The sequence below is a fragment of the Streptomyces sp. NPDC093546 genome, assembly GCF_044765045.1.
Taxonomy (GTDB): Bacteria; Actinomycetota; Actinomycetes; order Streptomycetales; family Streptomycetaceae; genus Streptomyces.
The window spans coordinates 162252-176505 of sequence record NZ_JBIWJG010000004.1 but is presented as its reverse complement, the minus strand read 5'-3'; the positions used below and the strand labels follow the sequence as shown (position 1 = coordinate 176505).

The following is a 14254-nucleotide window of genomic DNA, read 5'->3' as shown; positions in this document are numbered from 1 at the left end:
CTTGCATGATGGGGGCCATGCGCGCTGCCCGGCTGATCAAGATGGTGCTCCTGCTCCAGTCCCGCCCCTCCATGACGGCCGCCGAGCTCGCGCGCGAGCTGGAGGTGTCGGAGCGGACGATCACGCGGGACGCGCTGGCGCTGTCGGAGGCGGGGGTGCCCGTGTACGCGGACCGGGGCCGCACGGGCGGCTACCGGCTGATCGGCGGCTACCGGACGCGTCTGACGGGCCTCGCGCGCAGTGAGGCGGAGGCGCTGTTCCTGTCGGGCGTGCCGGGGGCGCTGCGGGACATGGGGCTGGACGACGCGGCGTCGGCGGCCCGGCTGAAGGTGTCGGCGGCGCTGCTGCCGTCGCTGCGGGACGCGCCCGTCTCGGCGGCGCAGCGCTTCCACCTCGACGCGCCGGGGTGGTACCAGGAGCCCGAGACGCCGGAGCTGCTGCCGGCGCTCGCGGAGGCGGTGTGGGACGACCGGCTGGTCTCGGCGCGCTACCGCCGCGGTGAGGTCGAGGTGGACCGGGAGCTGGCGCCGTACGGGCTCGTGCTCAAGGCGGGCGTCTGGTACCTGTGTGCCCGCGCCGAGGAGGCGGCCTTCCGCGTGTACCGGGTGGACCGGTTCACCGCCGTGGCGCTCGGCGACGACCGGTTCGTACGGGACGAGGAGTTCGACCTGCCGGGCTTCTGGGAGGAGCGGGCGGCCGAGTTCGCCCGCTCCCTGCTCCGTACGGAGGTGGTCGTACGGCTCGGGGAGGCGGGCGCGCGGTGGCTGCCCCGGGTGACGGACCGGGCCGCCGCCGAGGATGCGCTGGCGGCGGCCGGTCCGCCGGACGCGGAGGGCCGGGTGACGGTCACCCTCCGGGTGGAGTCGGAGGAGGTCGCGTACAGCCAGCTCCTCCAGCTGGGTCCGGAGGCGGAGGTGCTGGAGCCGGCCTCGCTGCGGGAGCGGTTCGCCGAGGCGGCGGACCGGATGCGCCGCCTCTACCGGTAGTCGTCGACGGTCGCCTCCTTGCCGCCGTGGACGACGTCGATGAAGTATCCCCAGGCGTCGGGCTGCGAGCCGTCCGTGTCGGTGAAGCCGTACACCTTGGCCAGCTGGCCGCTGGAGAGCGACTGACCGTTCCACCGGTGCCGGTCGGGGTCGGCGGCGAGGGCGGCGGCGGCCCGGCCGACGTACGCGGGCGACTCGGCGATGGCGAAGTGCGGGTCCTTCTTCGTGCCGTCGCGCCAGTTGTCCTCCCGTACGCCGAAGGCGTCGAGCATCTCCTCCGAGCGCAGGAATCCCGGAGTGAGCGCCACCGCCGTCCCTCCCACGTCCTCCAGGTCCGCGGAGAGGGCGAACGCCATGCGGAGAGGGGTGGTCTTGGCGAGGTCGTAGAAGAAGTTCTCGCGGAAGCGCGGGGTGTTGTACTCGGCCGTTCCGTCCGTCATCTCGACGACCAGCCCGCCCGGGTGGCGCACGAGCAGCGGCAGTGCGCAGCTGCTCGTGATGGCGTGGCTGCGGATGCCGAGGTCCAGCATGCGCAGCCCGGCCGCCAGATCCGTGTCCCACATCTTGACGCCGAACTTCAGCAGGTGGTCGCCGCCCCAGAGGCTGTTGACCAGGATGTCGAGCCGTCCGTGCTCCTCGTCGATGCGCGCGACCAGCGCCCGGACCTGTTCGGGGACGAGGTGGTCGGTGGGTACGGCGATGCCCTCGCCGCCGGCCGCGGTGACCAGTTCGGCGGTCTGCTCGATGGTCTCCCCGGCCCGGCCGACCTCGCTGACGTTCGTACGGGTGGTGCGACCGGTGACGTACACGGTGGCGCCCGCGGCGCCGAGTTCGACGGCGACGGCGCGGCCCGCGCCGCGCGTGGCGCCCGCGACGAGGGCGATCTTCCCGGCGAGCGGCTTGTCGTTGTCCTTGTGCGTTGTCGTCATACGTCGACGGTGACAGCGAAAGGCGACACCTGCTGTCCGGATTCTTTTCGGCCGTTCCTTTCGGCCGTTCGGCGTGCGCCGCCGTCCGCCGCCCGGGATGCTGGTCCCGTGATGGACGAAACGGAGTTCTGGGAGATCATCGACACCACCCGCGAGGCCGCCGAGGGCGACCCCGAGGACCACGCGGAACTGCTGGTGGAGAGACTGCTGCAGCTCGACCCCGACTCCGTGCTGGACTTCGCCCGGCACTTCGAGGCGCGCTACAACCGCGCCTACACCTGGGACCTGTGGGGCGCGGCCGCCGTCCTGCTGGGCGGTGCGAGCGACGACGCCTTCGACTACTTCCGCTGCTGGCTGATCGGCCAGGGCCGGGAGGTGTTCGAGGGCGCGGTGCACGACCCGGACGCGCTCGCCGAGCTCCTCGACGAGTTCGACGAGGAGATCGACGGGGACGGCGAGGAGCTGGGGTACGCGGCGGACGAGGCGTACGAGCAGCTGACCGGGACGGTCGCTCCGGACCTGGGCACTCCGCCCCAGCCGCCGGAGCCGGAGGGCACGCCGTTCGACTTCGACGACGACGCGGCGCTGGAGGAGCGCTTCCCCCGGCTCTGGGAGCGCTTCGGCGGCCTGTGAGCCGCGCCGCCGGCCCGCGGGTCAGAAGTGGGTGCCGCCGTCGATGCGGATCTCGGTGCCGGTGATGAAGGCGCCGTCCTCGGAGCCGAGCATCGCGACGACCCCGGCGACGGTCTCGGGGCCGGCGAAGCCCTGCCCGATGGCGGGGGCCAGCTTGGCGAAGAGGCTCATGTCGGCGTCGTCGGGCAGGCCGGGGCCGGTGCCGGTGGTCATGCCGGAGGCGATGGAGCCGGGGGCCACGCACACCGCGCGCAGGCCCTGCTTGCTGTACTCGCTCGCGATGGCGTGGGTCATCGACTGGATGCCGCCCTTGGAGGCCGCGTACGCCGCCATGTAGGGGTGGGCGAAGCTCGCCGACGTCGACGAGAAGTTGACGACGACCGGGCGGTCGCCGTCGAGCAGCGCCGGCAGGGCCTCGCGGATCATCAGGAAGGTGCCGGTGAGGTTGACCGCGATGACCCGGTTGAAGCAGTCGAGCGTCGTCTTGTGGGTGTGCTCCGAGCGCAGGATCCCGGCGGCGTTGACGAGCACGTCCAGGCCGCCGAGGGTGCCGGTCGCGGCGGCGACCCCGGCGCGCACGGCGGCCTCGTCGGAGACGTCCAGGAGGGCGGTGGTGAGCCGGTCCGCGTGGCCGGCTCCGGCGGCCTTCGCGTACGTCTCCTTGAGCCCGGTCTCGTCGACGTCCACGGCGAAGACGCGGCCGCCCTCGGCGAGTATCCGCTGGACGGTGGCCCGGCCGATGCCGGAGCCGGCGCCCGTGACGAGGACGCGGCGGTTCTCATAGCGCTTCATGCTGTCACCGTACGCCGCAGTGGCACGTTTTGCCATCACGATGCCGGCGGCGGTCCGACGTACGCTGGCTCCCGATGAGCACCACACCCCCCAGGCCCCTCTCGCTGACCGAGCGCCGCAAGGCCGCGACCCAGCTCGACATCGCCCGCGCCGCGGCGGAGCTCTTCGCCGAGCGCGGCCCGGACGGCACCACGGCCGAGGAGATCGCCCACCGGGCGGGGGTCGCGCTGCGCACCTTCTACCGCTACTTCCGCAACAAGCAGGACGCCGTGGCGCCGCTCCTCGCCGGCGGCGCCGAGCGCTGGCGCGCGCGCCTCGCGGCGGCCGAACCCGGCGCCGTACCCCTGCGGGAGGCACTGGAGCGGTCGATCACCGAGGCCCTGTCCGTACCGGACGAGGCGGCGGCCGAGGGGCTGCGCTGGACGCGCGGGCTGCTGCGCGCGGCCGCCGGGGACCCGGCGCTGCGGGCGGTCTGGTACCGCGCCAACCAGGAGTCCGAGGAGCGGCTGCGGCCCGTGCTGGCCGCGCTCGCGGGCGAGGACGCGGACCCGCTGGAGGTGCGGCTCGCGGCGGCCGCGGCGACGGACGCGATCCGGGTGGCGCTGGAGGCATGGGCGCAGACGGAGGCGCCGCCGCACGAGGCCGCCCCGCTCGCGGCGCGGTGCCTGCGCGAACTGACGGGCGGGGTACGGCTGTTCAGCCCTCGCTGATCAGCGCCCGCCGAGCAGGCCGCGCCCCATGAGGACGTCGTCGACGTACCGCCCGTCCAGGTGGAACTCGCCGGGCAGGACCCCTTCGACGGCGAAGCCCTCCGCCTCGTACAGCCGGCGCGCGGGCGTGTTGTGGCCGAGGACCCGCAGCGTCATGCGGACGGCGCCCTGGCGGCGGGCCTCGTCGAACGCCGCGCGCAGCAGCGCCCGCCCGACCCCGGCACCGCGCGCCCACGCGGCGACGGCGAGTCCCTGGATCTGCCGCACGTGCGCGTTGCAGGCGAGGCGGGTGGGGGGCACGATCCGTATGTATCCGGCCAGGCGGCCGTCCTCCGCCTCGGCGACCAGGTAGTCGTCGGGGCGGTGGTTGGAGTCGAAGAACGGGTCGTACGGCGGCTGCGGCCTCGGCTGTACGGCGTGCAGCGGCGACCAGACGGCCCGGTCCAGCTCGCCGAGCGGCTCGGCGTCGGCCGCCCGGGCGGTACGGATGCGCGGGGGCGTACGGGCGTGCGAGTCGGTCATGGTGGTCACTGTGCCATGCGGCTCTCCCGGGGCAGGATGGGCCCATGCGTATCGCCATCACCGGCTCCACCGGGCTCATCGGCTCCGCCCTCCTCCGCTCGCTGCGCGCGGACGGCCACGACGTCGTCCGCCTCGTCCGCCGCCCGGCGCGCGCCGGCGACGAGGTGGAGTGGGACCCGCGGCGCCAGTACGTCGACGCGGCGGGGCTCGTCGGCTGCGACGCCGTCGTCCACCTCGCGGGCGCGGGCGTCGGCGAGCGCCGCTGGACGGAGGGCTACAAGCGGGAGATCCGCGACAGCCGGGTGCTCGGCACGGCGGCGATCGCCGAGGCCGTCGCCTCCTTGGACACCCCGCCCAGGGTGCTGCTGTGCGGCACGGCGCTCGGCTACTACGGGGACACCGGCACGCGCGCGGTGGACGAGACGGCGCCCGCGGGCGACGGTTTCCTGCCGTCCGTCTGCGTCGAGTGGGAGGAGGCCGCGGCGGCGGCCGAGGAGGCGGGCATCCGCGTCGCCTACGCCCGTACCGGCCTGGTCGTCGCCCGCGAGGGGGGCGCGTGGGGGCGCCTCTTCCCGCTGTTCCGCGCGGGCCTGGGCGGCCGGCTGGGCTCGGGGCACCAGTACTGGAGTTTCATCGCCCTGCACGACGAGGTGGCGGCACTGCGCCACATCCTCGACACCGAGTCGCTCTCCGGCCCGGTGAACCTGACCGCCCCGGAACCCGTCACCAACCGCGAGGTCACCTCCGCGATGGCCCGCGTCCTGCGCCGCCCGGCCTTCCTCCACGTCCCGGCCCCGGCCCTGCGGATCGCCCTCGGCGACTTCGCGGCGGACGTCCTGGGCAGCCAGCGGGTCCTGCCGGGCCGCCTGCTGGAGTCGGGCTTCCGCTTCGCGTTCCCGACGATCGACGGCGCGATCGCGGCGGCGTGAACATCCCGCCTGCTCTCGCCCGTGACCCACTGGCGAGCCCTGCCGCGCCTCCGCCCTTCCCCCGAGCACCAAAGGCGAACCGAGCCCTGCAAAACAAGCCGTGCGACCCCTGTGCACCGGTGAACCCCCGTGCGCGCGACTGACCGGTAGGTGTCGGGGCTCCTACGCTCGGGCCCGACTCGGGCATTCCGTCGCCCCGTTGAGGGCATGAGCCCCCCACGCACCGAACCGCCATCCCGGGGAGGGACACGTGCTCAAGCAGGAGCAGCACGCGGACGTCGTGATCGTAGGAGCCGGGCTCGCGGGTCTGGCCGCGGCTCATCAGCTGGTCAGCGCAGGACTGACGGTCAGTGTTCTGGAGGCCGCCCCTCGGGTCGGGGGACGGATGGGTACCGAGGACGTCGACGGGTTCCGGCTCGACCGGATCGGGCCGCTGCTCAGTACGGCCTGTCCGGAGCTGCGCCGGGTGCCGGGGCTTGACGGCGCCGGGCTGCGGGCGTTCCGGCCCGGGGTCGTGGTGCACAGCGACGGCAGGTTGCACCGGATGGCGTCGGCCCGTGCCGGCGAGGCGCGTGCCGTGGAGCTGCGCACGGCCGAGCTCCTGGACGCGGGGGGCGCCAGGGGTGGTGCGTTCACGCGGGCGCGGGCCCTGGCGAACGCGCCCCGCACGCTGGACCAGGCGCGGCTGGGCGCGGCGCTGGGGCGGCTGGCGACGACGCCGACGTCGCGGCTGCTGGCCCGGCGGGAGTTGTCGGCGGCGCAGGCGCCGGGGGCGGGCGCGGCGGGGCGCGGGCTGCCGCCGCGTACGGTGAACCGGTTCCTGCGGCCGCTGCTCTCGGCGCTGCTGAGCGATCCGGACCTCACGGCCACTTCCAGCAGGGCGGCCGATCTGGCGTTGCGTGGTTTCGCGCGGGGGCGGCTGTGCGTGCCGGCGGGGGGTGCGGCGACGCTGCCGGAGCGCCTGGCGGCCGCGCTGCCGCCGGGCACGGTGAAGACGGGTGTCCACGTCAAGGACGCGTCGATCAACCGGGTGGTGACCGCCGAGCACGGCGAGCTGGCGTGCCGTTCGCTGCTGGTGGCCACCGGCGCCCGCGCCGCCGCCGAGCTGCTGCCGGGTCTGCGGGTGCCGGACTTCCACCCGGTGACGGTGGTGCACCACACGGCGCCCGCGCCTCCGGCGGCCGAACCGGCGGCGCTGCTGCTGGACGCGGACCGCACGGGCCCGGTGGCGTACACCGCGGTGATGAGCGAGGTGGATCCGTCGCGGGCGCCGGAGGGCCGGGTGCTGGTGTCCTCGACGGTGCTCGGTGTGCCGCCGGAGGGCCTGGAGGAGCGGGTGCGCAGCCAGCTGGCGGGGTTGTACGGCGTGGGCACGGCGGACTGGGAGCTGCTGGCGGTGCACCACGATCCGGAGGCCGTTCCGGCGATGCCGCCTCCGCACGATCCGCGCCGGCCCGTACGGCTGCTGGCGGGGCTGTACGTGTGCGGCGACCACCGCGACGCGGGCACCGTGCAGGGGGCGCTGTCGTCGGGCCGCCGCGCCGCTCAGGCGGTGATGCGGGACCTGGGTGTCCCGGGTGGCCGGCCGGGGGACGACCGGCTGGCGGAGGAGGAGAGCCGCGCGGCCGCGTGACACCCCACGAGGTCCGGCCTCAGAGGCCCATGGCGCCGATCCGGTCGCGGTAGGTGCGTACGGCCACGGCGTCCTTGTACGGCTCCAGCCGGCGTTCGAATTCGCGCACGTACTCGACGGCGCGGGCGGAGCGGATCTCCGACGCCTGCTGGGCGGCCTCGGCCCCCAGCGCGCACGCCTGGTCGAGCTCGCCGAGGCCGAGGCGGGAGGTGGCGAGGACGACGCGGCAGAACAGGCGGCTGCGGGCGAAGGCGGGGGCGCGCAGCTGGAGGGCGCGTTCCGCGTGCTGGACGGCGGCGCGGTACTGCTGGAGGTCGCGGTGGCAGTGCGCGGCGTCGTCGGCGAGCTCCGCCTCGTCGTAGAACCGCGCCCAGTACGGCACGTCGTCGCCGGGCCGGGCCCCTTCGAGCGCCCGCTCGGCGCGTACGAGCGCGGCGGTGCAGGCCCGGACCTCGCCGAGGACTGCGTGGCCGCGGGCCTCGACGGCGTGCAGCAGCGCCTGGACGACGGGCGGCGCGGCGGAGCCGACGCCCTGCTGGGCGACGCGCGCGAGCTGCACGGCCTCGCGCCCGTGGGAGAGGTAGACGGCCTGGCGGCTCATGGTGATCAGGACGTAACTGCCGTAGGCGCGGTCGCCGGCGGCCTGGGAGAGCCGCAGGGCCTGCACGAAGTACCGCTGGGCGAGTCCGTGGGCGGCGATGTCGTACGAGGTCCAGCCGGCGAGCCGGGTGAGGTCGGCGGCCGCGGCGAACAGCCGGCGGCCGACGGCCTCGCCGTAGACACCGCGCAGCATGGGTTCGGCCTCGTGCTCCAGGTAGCGGACGAGGGCCTGGCGGGCGTGGCCGCCGCCGTACGCGTGGTCGAGGCTGCGGAAGAGCTCGCCGACGGAGCGCAGGGCGGCGATGTCGCCGCCGGTGACGCGCTGGCCGGGGGCCCGGTCGGTGGTGCGCTGGCGGGGCACGGAGGCGCGCCCCTGGGCGGGCACGCGGGGTTCGTGGGCCTGGGCCTGCGGGGGCTCGCCGCGGGCCACGCGCTCGTCGGCGCGGCCGATGAGCCAGTCGCGGCTGGGGACGACGAGCCCGGCCGGGGTGAAGGCGATCTTGCGGAGCTCGGCGTGACTGCCGGAGTCCTTGCGCCACAGGCCGCTGACGATGTCGACGGCCTCTTCGGGCGTGGCCGCGAACTCCAGCCCGGCGTAGACGGGCGCGCAGGCGTCGAGGCCGAGGTCCTGGGCGGAGAGCCGTCTGCCCAGGCGCCGGGTGAACACCTCGGCGATCAGCGCGGGCGTGGTGCCGCGCGGCTGCTGGCCGCGCAGCCAGCGGGTGACCGAGGTCTTGTCGTACCGCAGGTCGAGGCCGTGTTCGAGCCCGAGCTGGTCGACCCGTCGGGCCAGACCCGCGTTGGAGAAGCCGGCCTCGGCGATGAGGGCGGCGAGCTGCCGGTTGGGGGTGCGCTGCGGGGGGCGATCCGTCATCAGGTGTGCGGTCTCCTGCCTTGCCTTACGGGCGGGGTGCAGACCCCCTTTGGAACGGCGGAACGGCGCGAATTTAACTGCCCAGGACGTCCGTACCGCCACCTTCGCCCCACATTCATCCGATCGTGTGAGGATTGGGCCCGGCACTGACGCCTCACCGCCCGGGATGCGGGCGCGGTGACCTGCCCGACCGCGACGACCGGCACCGCCGTACAGTGGCGAGGGCGCGATCCGCACACAAGAGGGAGGCGTATGCCGTGAGTGAGCTGCGATTCGTCCAGCTGGGATTCGGCGAGGAAGCCGTCGAGTACCAGAAGGCGTGGGACAAGCAGCGTGAGATCCACGCCGCTCGCTTCGCGGACGAGATCCCGGACACCTGCCTGCTGCTGGAGCACCCGCCCGTCTACACCGCGGGGCGGCGCACGGCCGAGAACGAGCGCCCCCTCGACGGGACGCCGGTCGTCGACGTGGACCGCGGCGGCAAGATCACCTGGCACGGCCCCGGTCAGCTCGTCGGCTACCCGATCATGAAGCTGCCGCGCCCGGTGGACGTCGTGGCGCACGTACGCCGCCTGGAGGAGGCGCTGATCCGCACGGCGGCCGAGTTCGGCGTGGAGACCACCCGGGTCGAGGGCCGCAGCGGGGTGTGGGTGCTGGGCGACCCGGTCCAAGAGCGTCCGGCGCTCGGCGGGCTGTCGCTGGACTTCGACCCCCGGCTGCACGACGACGAGTTCGACCCACGGCTGAACGGCCCGGAGTACGCACCGTCCAACGCCGGGCAGCGCCGCGAGGACCGCAAGCTGGCGGCGATCGGCATCCGCGTCGCCAAGGGCGTGACGATGCACGGCTTCGCGCTGAACGTGAACCCGGACAACACCTGGTTCGACCGGATCGTGCCGTGCGGCATCCGCGACGCGGGCGTCACGTCACTGGCGCAGGAGCTGGGCCGGGAGCTGACGATCGCGGACGTCCTGCCGGTGGCGGAGAAGCATCTGCGGGACGTGCTGGAGAACGCGGAGCTGAAGCCGCGCGCCATCGAGCGGACCGACGGGGCCACAGCGGCCGCGTAGGGGCCCGACCGGCGGGAATGCCGCGCCTTGGCCAGAGGTTGGCCAGACGTCACAGCAGTCCCTAAGGGGCCACACTTTTATCGGGCGTACCCTGGTGTTCGCCGAGGAATCGAAGCCGTAGGAGCCAGCCGTGTCCGCAGTCGCACCCGACGGACGCAAGATGCTGCGCCTGGAGGTCCGGAACAGCCAGACCCCCATCGAGCGCAAGCCCGAGTGGATCAAGACCCGGGCGAAGATGGGCCCCGAGTACAACCAGCTCCAGAAGCTCGTCAAGAGCGAGGGACTGCACACGGTCTGCCAGGAGGCGGGCTGTCCGAACATCTTCGAGTGCTGGGAGGACCGCGAGGCGACCTTCCTCATCGGCGGTGACCAGTGCACCCGGCGTTGCGACTTCTGCCAGATCGACACGGGCAAGCCGCAGGCGCTGGACCGTGACGAGCCGCGCCGTGTGGGCGAGTCGGTCGTCGCGATGGACCTGAACTACGCCACCATCACCGGCGTCGCGCGCGACGACCTGGAGGACGGCGGCGCCTGGCTGTACGCGGAGACCGTGCGCCAGATCCACGCGCAGACGGCGGACCGCGCCGCCGGCCGCACCAAGGTCGAGCTGCTGATTCCCGACTTCAACGCCGTTCCCGAGCAGCTGGCCGAGGTCTTCTCCGCCCGCCCCGAGGTGCTGGCGCACAACGTCGAGACGGTGCCGCGGATCTTCAAGCGGATCCGCCCGGCGTTCCGCTACGAGCGCTCCCTCAAGGTGATCACCGAGGCCCGCGCGGCCGGCCTGGTCACCAAGTCGAACCTGATCCTCGGCATGGGCGAGACCCGCGAGGAGGTCAGCGAGGCGCTGCAGGACCTGTACGACGCCGGCTGCGAGCTCATCACCATCACCCAGTACCTGCGCCCGACGGTGCGCCACCACCCGGTGGAGCGCTGGGTGAAGCCGCACGAGTTCGTGGAGCTGAAGGAGGAGGCCGAGGAGATCGGCTTCTCGGGCGTCATGTCGGGTCCGCTGGTCCGCTCGTCGTACCGCGCCGGCCGCCTGTTCCAGCAGGCGATGGAGCGCCGGAGCGAAGCCGCCGCCTGAGCGCGTCCGCACGCCGGCGGCGTGTGAATCCGCGCACAAGCGATTACCGGCCGGTAGTGGCCGATTGGGATGCCGCTTCGCCGCGGCCCGTACGTCCCCGCAGGTCGGGGCCCGTACGGGCCGCGTCCGCGTTTCCGGGGAGGGGCGCGGCGCCGCCCGGACGGGGCGGGAACGTTTCGCCGCTGTTTGACCGGCCCGCCATGCCTTGGTAACACCAGTCTGTGATGCTGTTCGCACGCACCGCACACAGCACGCGGTCCGCGTACGGCACGCAGTGCTCACCCACGCCCACGCTCCCGACGAACCGCTTTCGAGGGGGACCCACACCATGGCCCACGAGGTACGCGAGGTACGAGCCCACGCGTTCCCGCCCGTTCCGTCGATCCAGTCCGTCACGTCCGTCGCGTCCGTCACCGGCGCCCTGCGCACGCTGGAGGCGCTGCTGCTCGGCGCGGGCCAGCGCACGGCCCGCCGCAACGCCTGGACGTCGGTCCTGGAGGACCGCCGCCGGGCCCGCGACCGGGTCGAGGCCGAGCACGTACTGGAGGCGGTGTCGGGCCGCACTTCCTCCGCCACGTAAACTTCACAGCATGGCGAGGAAGGCAAACTCAGACAGCGCTGACGCCGCTGCGAACCCCGGGCGACTGAAGCAGATCGCCCTGACGTACAAGATGACCCGAAAGGCCGATCCGAAGGTCGGGCTTGTCGTCGCGGGCGTGGGGATCGTCGTCTTCGGCGTCCTCCTCGCGATCGGCTTCCTGATCGGCCACCCGATCTACCTCGGGATCCTCGGCTTCCTGCTGGCCTTCCTCGCGATGGCGATCGTCTTCGGGCGGCGCGCCGAGCGGGCGGCCTTCGGGCAGATGGAGGGCCAGCCGGGTGCGGCGGCCGCCGTCCTGCAGAACGTGGGCCGCGGCTGGTCGACCACCCCGGCGGTGGCGATGAACCGCAACCAGGACGTGGTCCACCGGGCGGTCGGCAAGGCCGGCATCGTCCTGGTCGGCGAGGGCAACCCGAACCGGCTGCGGCCGCTGCTGGCGGCCGAGAAGAAGCGGATGGCCCGTGTCGTGGACGTCCCGGTGCACGACGTCATCGTCGGCACCGGCGAGGGCCAGGTGCCGCTGAAGAAGCTGCGCGTGACCCTGCTGAAGCTGCCGCGGGTGCTCTCGGGCCCGCAGGTGACGCAGGCCAACGACCGGCTGCGCGCGCTGGGCGACCTGATGAGCAACATGCCGCTGCCGAAGGGCCCGATGCCCAAGGGCATGCGGATGCCGCGCGGCGGCCGGATGCGCTAGCGCTGGTCTTTCGGATACGACGAAGGGCGCCCCACCACGGCGGTGGGGCGCCCTTCGTCGTATCCGGTGTGCTCGGGGCTCAGGTCCGGACCTGCACGGCGCGGGAGAACCGGTCGTGCAGTCCGCGCCCGTCGCGGTCCCAGATCAGCGCGGGGATCGCGAGGCAGAGCAGCATGCTGCGCAGCCACACGCGCAGGAAGCCGAGCCGCTCGCCCTCGACGGAGATGACGCGCAGCCCGAGGAGGCGCTTGCCCGGGGTGCTGCCGACGGTACCGACGGTGAGCATGTTGAGGACGAAGAGCACCGCGATGGCCCAGTTGCCGGCCCTGGTCTGGTCACCGGGCGCGATCAGCCCGTATGCGATCACGAGGCACAGGGTCCAGTCGATGAAGAGGGCCCCGAAGCGCCGCCCGAGCGGGGCGATGGAGCCCGGCCCCTCCTGCGGCAGGCCGAGCCGCTCACCCCGGTAGCCGAAGTCCGCGCCCATCTCCTCGGCGGCCGCCCGCGGTCCGGAGAGCCACGATCCGATTGCTTGCCTGTTGTCCACGCGACCACGGTACTGTGCCCGCTTTCGATCACTTCGACCCGGGTCCTTGATGTGTTACGCGCCCGCGCGCTGGTTAACTTTCCCGAAACAAATGGGTCATGCCCGAGAAATCCCGGGTCCCTAGGGTCAGAACCAGCGTGTGCCACCGCACTGGCCTCACGACCGAGCTGCAACCCCGCCCCTCCCTGGGTGGGAGTAGGAGGAGTTGGATGTTCCAGAACGCCGACGAAGCCAAGAAGTTCATCAAGGACAACGACGTCAAGATGGTCGACGTCCGGTTCTGCGACCTTCCGGGTGTGATGCAGCACTTCACGATCCCGGCGACGGCGTTCGACCCGGCCGAGGAGCTCGCCTTCGACGGCTCGTCGATCCGCGGCTTCCAGGCCATCCACGAGTCGGACATGGCGCTGCGCGCCGACCTGTCCACCGCGCGGGTGGACCCCTTCCGCCGTGACAAGACGCTGAACATCAACTTCTTCATCCACGACCCGATCACGGGCGAGCAGTACAGCCGCGACCCGCGCAACATCGCCAAGAAGGCCGAGGCGTACCTGGCCTCCACCGGCATCGCGGACACCGCGTTCTTCGGCCCGGAGGCGGAGTTCTACGTCTTCGACTCGGTCCGCTTCGAGACCTCGGCGAACCAGGGCTTCTACCACATCGACTCGGAGGCCGGCGCCTGGAACACCGGTGCCCTCGAGGACAACCGCGGCTACAAGGTCCGCTACAAGGGCGGCTACTTCCCGGCCCCGCCGGTCGACCACTTCGCCGACCTGCGCGCCGAGATCTCCCTGGAGCTGGAGAAGTCCGGCCTCCAGGTCGAGCGCCAGCACCACGAGGTCGGCACCGCCGGCCAGGCCGAGATCAACTACAAGTTCAACACGCTGCTGGCCGCCGCCGACGACCTGATGCTCTTCAAGTACATCGTGAAGAACGTCGCCTGGCGCAACGGCAAGACCGCGACCTTCATGCCGAAGCCGATCTTCGGTGACAACGGCTCCGGCATGCACGTCCACCAGTCCCTGTGGCAGGGCGGCGAGCCGCTCTTCTACGACGAGCAGGGCTACGCGGGCCTCTCGGACACCGCCCGCTACTACATCGGCGGCATCCTCAAGCACGCCCCGTCGCTGCTGGCCTTCACCAACCCGACGGTGAACTCCTACCACCGCCTGGTCCCGGGCTTCGAGGCCCCGGTGAACCTCGTCTACTCGCAGCGCAACCGCTCCGCCGCGATGCGCATCCCGATCACGGGCTCCAACCCGAAGGCCAAGCGCGTCGAGTTCCGCGCCCCGGACCCGTCGTCCAACCCGTACCTGGCCTTCTCGGCCCTGCTGCTCGCGGGCCTCGACGGCATCAAGAACAAGATCGAGCCGGCCGAGCCGATCGACAAGGACCTCTACGAGCTCGCCCCCGAGGAGCACGCGGGCGTCCCGCAGGTCCCGACCGACCTCGCGTCCGTGCTGAACGCGCTGGAGGAGGACAACGAGTACCTCCAGGCGGGTGGCGTCTTCACGTCCGACCTGATCGAGACGTGGATCGACTACAAGCGCACGAAGGAGATCGCCCCGATCCAGCTGCGTCCGCACCCGCACGAGTTCGAGCTGTACTTCGACATCTAAGCCGGTCTCCCGGCCGCGGATCCCACGCGAA

The 14254-nt window shown here is 72.9% G+C and carries 15 protein-coding genes; 10 read left to right on the top strand and 5 right to left on the bottom strand.

The annotated features are described in order from the left end of the window. The first annotated feature begins 17 nt into the window (after positions 1-17). Positions 18-986 carry a helix-turn-helix transcriptional regulator gene (locus tag ACIRNI_RS10480; RefSeq protein ID WP_403550175.1) on the top strand — a complete coding sequence of 323 codons (969 nt, stop codon included), beginning with the start codon at positions 18-20 and terminating at the stop codon, positions 984-986. On the opposite strand, the gene ACIRNI_RS10475 is transcribed toward ACIRNI_RS10480, so the two are convergent. After that, the gene (locus ACIRNI_RS10475; RefSeq protein WP_403550173.1) at positions 977-1915 is read right to left on the bottom strand and encodes an SDR family oxidoreductase; all 939 of its coding nucleotides are present in this window, start codon (positions 1913-1915) and stop codon (positions 977-979) included. The two genes, ACIRNI_RS10480 and ACIRNI_RS10475, sit on opposite strands and share 10 nt — an antisense overlap. Before the next feature lie 111 nt (positions 1916-2026). On the opposite strand from ACIRNI_RS10475, the gene ACIRNI_RS10470 reads away from it, so the two are divergent. Further along, positions 2027-2548, top strand: a complete 522-nt coding sequence (locus ACIRNI_RS10470) for a DUF4240 domain-containing protein (protein WP_355366617.1) — start codon at positions 2027-2029, stop codon at positions 2546-2548. A 21-nt stretch (positions 2549-2569) separates the two neighbouring features. On the opposite strand, the gene ACIRNI_RS10465 is transcribed toward ACIRNI_RS10470, so the two are convergent. Next, the gene (locus ACIRNI_RS10465) at positions 2570-3340 is read right to left on the bottom strand and encodes an SDR family NAD(P)-dependent oxidoreductase (protein WP_403550171.1); all 771 of its coding nucleotides are present in this window, start codon (positions 3338-3340) and stop codon (positions 2570-2572) included. 74 nt (positions 3341-3414) lie between these two features. On the opposite strand from ACIRNI_RS10465, the gene ACIRNI_RS10460 reads away from it, so the two are divergent. Then, positions 3415-4050: a TetR family transcriptional regulator gene (locus ACIRNI_RS10460; protein WP_403550169.1), complete on the top strand. Its 636-nt coding sequence runs from the start codon at positions 3415-3417 to the stop codon at positions 4048-4050. Here the strand turns inward: ACIRNI_RS10460 and ACIRNI_RS10455 are convergent, their stop codons facing one another. Next, positions 4051-4572 (bottom strand): GNAT family N-acetyltransferase, encoded by a 522-nt coding sequence (locus tag ACIRNI_RS10455; RefSeq protein ID WP_403550168.1) that lies wholly within the window; start codon positions 4570-4572, stop codon positions 4051-4053. It abuts the gene before it with no gap. Between the two features lie 44 nt (positions 4573-4616). On the opposite strand from ACIRNI_RS10455, the gene ACIRNI_RS10450 reads away from it, so the two are divergent. Further along, positions 4617-5501, top strand: coding sequence for a TIGR01777 family oxidoreductase (locus ACIRNI_RS10450; protein ID WP_403550167.1), 885 nt, complete (start codon positions 4617-4619; stop codon positions 5499-5501). A 250-nt stretch (positions 5502-5751) separates the two neighbouring features. Further along, positions 5752-7134 (top strand): NAD(P)/FAD-dependent oxidoreductase, encoded by a 1383-nt coding sequence (locus tag ACIRNI_RS10445; protein WP_403550165.1) that lies wholly within the window; start codon positions 5752-5754, stop codon positions 7132-7134. 19 nt (positions 7135-7153) lie between these two features. On the opposite strand, the gene ACIRNI_RS10440 is transcribed toward ACIRNI_RS10445, so the two are convergent. Then, the gene (locus tag ACIRNI_RS10440; RefSeq protein WP_403550163.1) at positions 7154-8608 is read right to left on the bottom strand and encodes a regulator; all 1455 of its coding nucleotides are present in this window, start codon (positions 8606-8608) and stop codon (positions 7154-7156) included. 257 nt (positions 8609-8865) lie between these two features. Here ACIRNI_RS10440 and lipB point away from each other — a divergent pair, with 257 nt between their 5' ends. The 4 genes from lipB (at position 8866) to ACIRNI_RS10420 (ending at position 12057) form a co-directional block, all read left to right on the top strand. Then, positions 8866-9678 carry a lipoyl(octanoyl) transferase LipB gene (gene lipB, locus ACIRNI_RS10435; protein ID WP_403550162.1) on the top strand — a complete coding sequence of 271 codons (813 nt, stop codon included), beginning with the start codon at positions 8866-8868 and terminating at the stop codon, positions 9676-9678. Positions 9679-9808: 130 nt separating this feature from the next. After that, entirely contained in the window at positions 9809-10762 is a 954-nt protein-coding gene (gene lipA, locus ACIRNI_RS10430) for a lipoyl synthase (RefSeq protein WP_355366605.1), read from the top strand. A gap of 328 nt (positions 10763-11090) precedes the next feature. Continuing rightward, positions 11091-11342: a hypothetical protein gene (locus tag ACIRNI_RS10425; protein WP_403550160.1), complete on the top strand. Its 252-nt coding sequence runs from the start codon at positions 11091-11093 to the stop codon at positions 11340-11342. Positions 11343-11352: 10 nt separating this feature from the next. Further along, on the top strand, positions 11353-12057 hold the full coding sequence (locus tag ACIRNI_RS10420) for a DUF4191 domain-containing protein (protein ID WP_355366611.1): 705 nt from the start codon (positions 11353-11355) through the stop codon (positions 12055-12057). Between the two features lie 79 nt (positions 12058-12136). On the opposite strand, the gene ACIRNI_RS10415 is transcribed toward ACIRNI_RS10420, so the two are convergent. Next, the gene (locus ACIRNI_RS10415) at positions 12137-12604 is read right to left on the bottom strand and encodes an RDD family protein (protein ID WP_403550159.1); all 468 of its coding nucleotides are present in this window, start codon (positions 12602-12604) and stop codon (positions 12137-12139) included. A 209-nt stretch (positions 12605-12813) separates the two neighbouring features. Between ACIRNI_RS10415 and glnA the strand changes: the two genes are divergently transcribed. After that, positions 12814-14223, top strand: coding sequence for a type I glutamate--ammonia ligase (gene glnA, locus ACIRNI_RS10410; protein ID WP_403550157.1), 1410 nt, complete (start codon positions 12814-12816; stop codon positions 14221-14223). Positions 14224-14254: the final 31 nt, after the last annotated feature.

Excerpts from the sequence above, each read along its gene's own strand:
- ACIRNI_RS10480 (WP_403550175.1), top strand. The coding sequence starts at position 18 with ATGCGCGCTGCCCGGCTGATCAAGATGGTGCTCCTGCTCCAGTCCCGC.
- ACIRNI_RS10475 (WP_403550173.1), bottom strand. The coding sequence starts at position 1,915 with ATGACGACAACGCACAAGGACAACGACAAGCCGCTCGCCGGGAAGATC.
- ACIRNI_RS10470 (WP_355366617.1), top strand. The coding sequence starts at position 2,027 with ATGGACGAAACGGAGTTCTGGGAGATCATCGACACCACCCGCGAGGCC.
- ACIRNI_RS10465 (WP_403550171.1), bottom strand. The coding sequence starts at position 3,340 with ATGAAGCGCTATGAGAACCGCCGCGTCCTCGTCACGGGCGCCGGCTCC.
- ACIRNI_RS10460 (WP_403550169.1), top strand. The coding sequence starts at position 3,415 with ATGAGCACCACACCCCCCAGGCCCCTCTCGCTGACCGAGCGCCGCAAG.
- ACIRNI_RS10455 (WP_403550168.1), bottom strand. The coding sequence starts at position 4,572 with ATGACCGACTCGCACGCCCGTACGCCCCCGCGCATCCGTACCGCCCGG.
- ACIRNI_RS10450 (WP_403550167.1), top strand. The coding sequence starts at position 4,617 with ATGCGTATCGCCATCACCGGCTCCACCGGGCTCATCGGCTCCGCCCTC.
- ACIRNI_RS10440 (WP_403550163.1), bottom strand. The coding sequence starts at position 8,608 with ATGACGGATCGCCCCCCGCAGCGCACCCCCAACCGGCAGCTCGCCGCC.
- ACIRNI_RS10425 (WP_403550160.1), top strand. The coding sequence starts at position 11,091 with ATGGCCCACGAGGTACGCGAGGTACGAGCCCACGCGTTCCCGCCCGTT.
- ACIRNI_RS10420 (WP_355366611.1), top strand. The coding sequence starts at position 11,353 with ATGGCGAGGAAGGCAAACTCAGACAGCGCTGACGCCGCTGCGAACCCC.
- glnA (WP_403550157.1), top strand. The coding sequence starts at position 12,814 with ATGTTCCAGAACGCCGACGAAGCCAAGAAGTTCATCAAGGACAACGAC.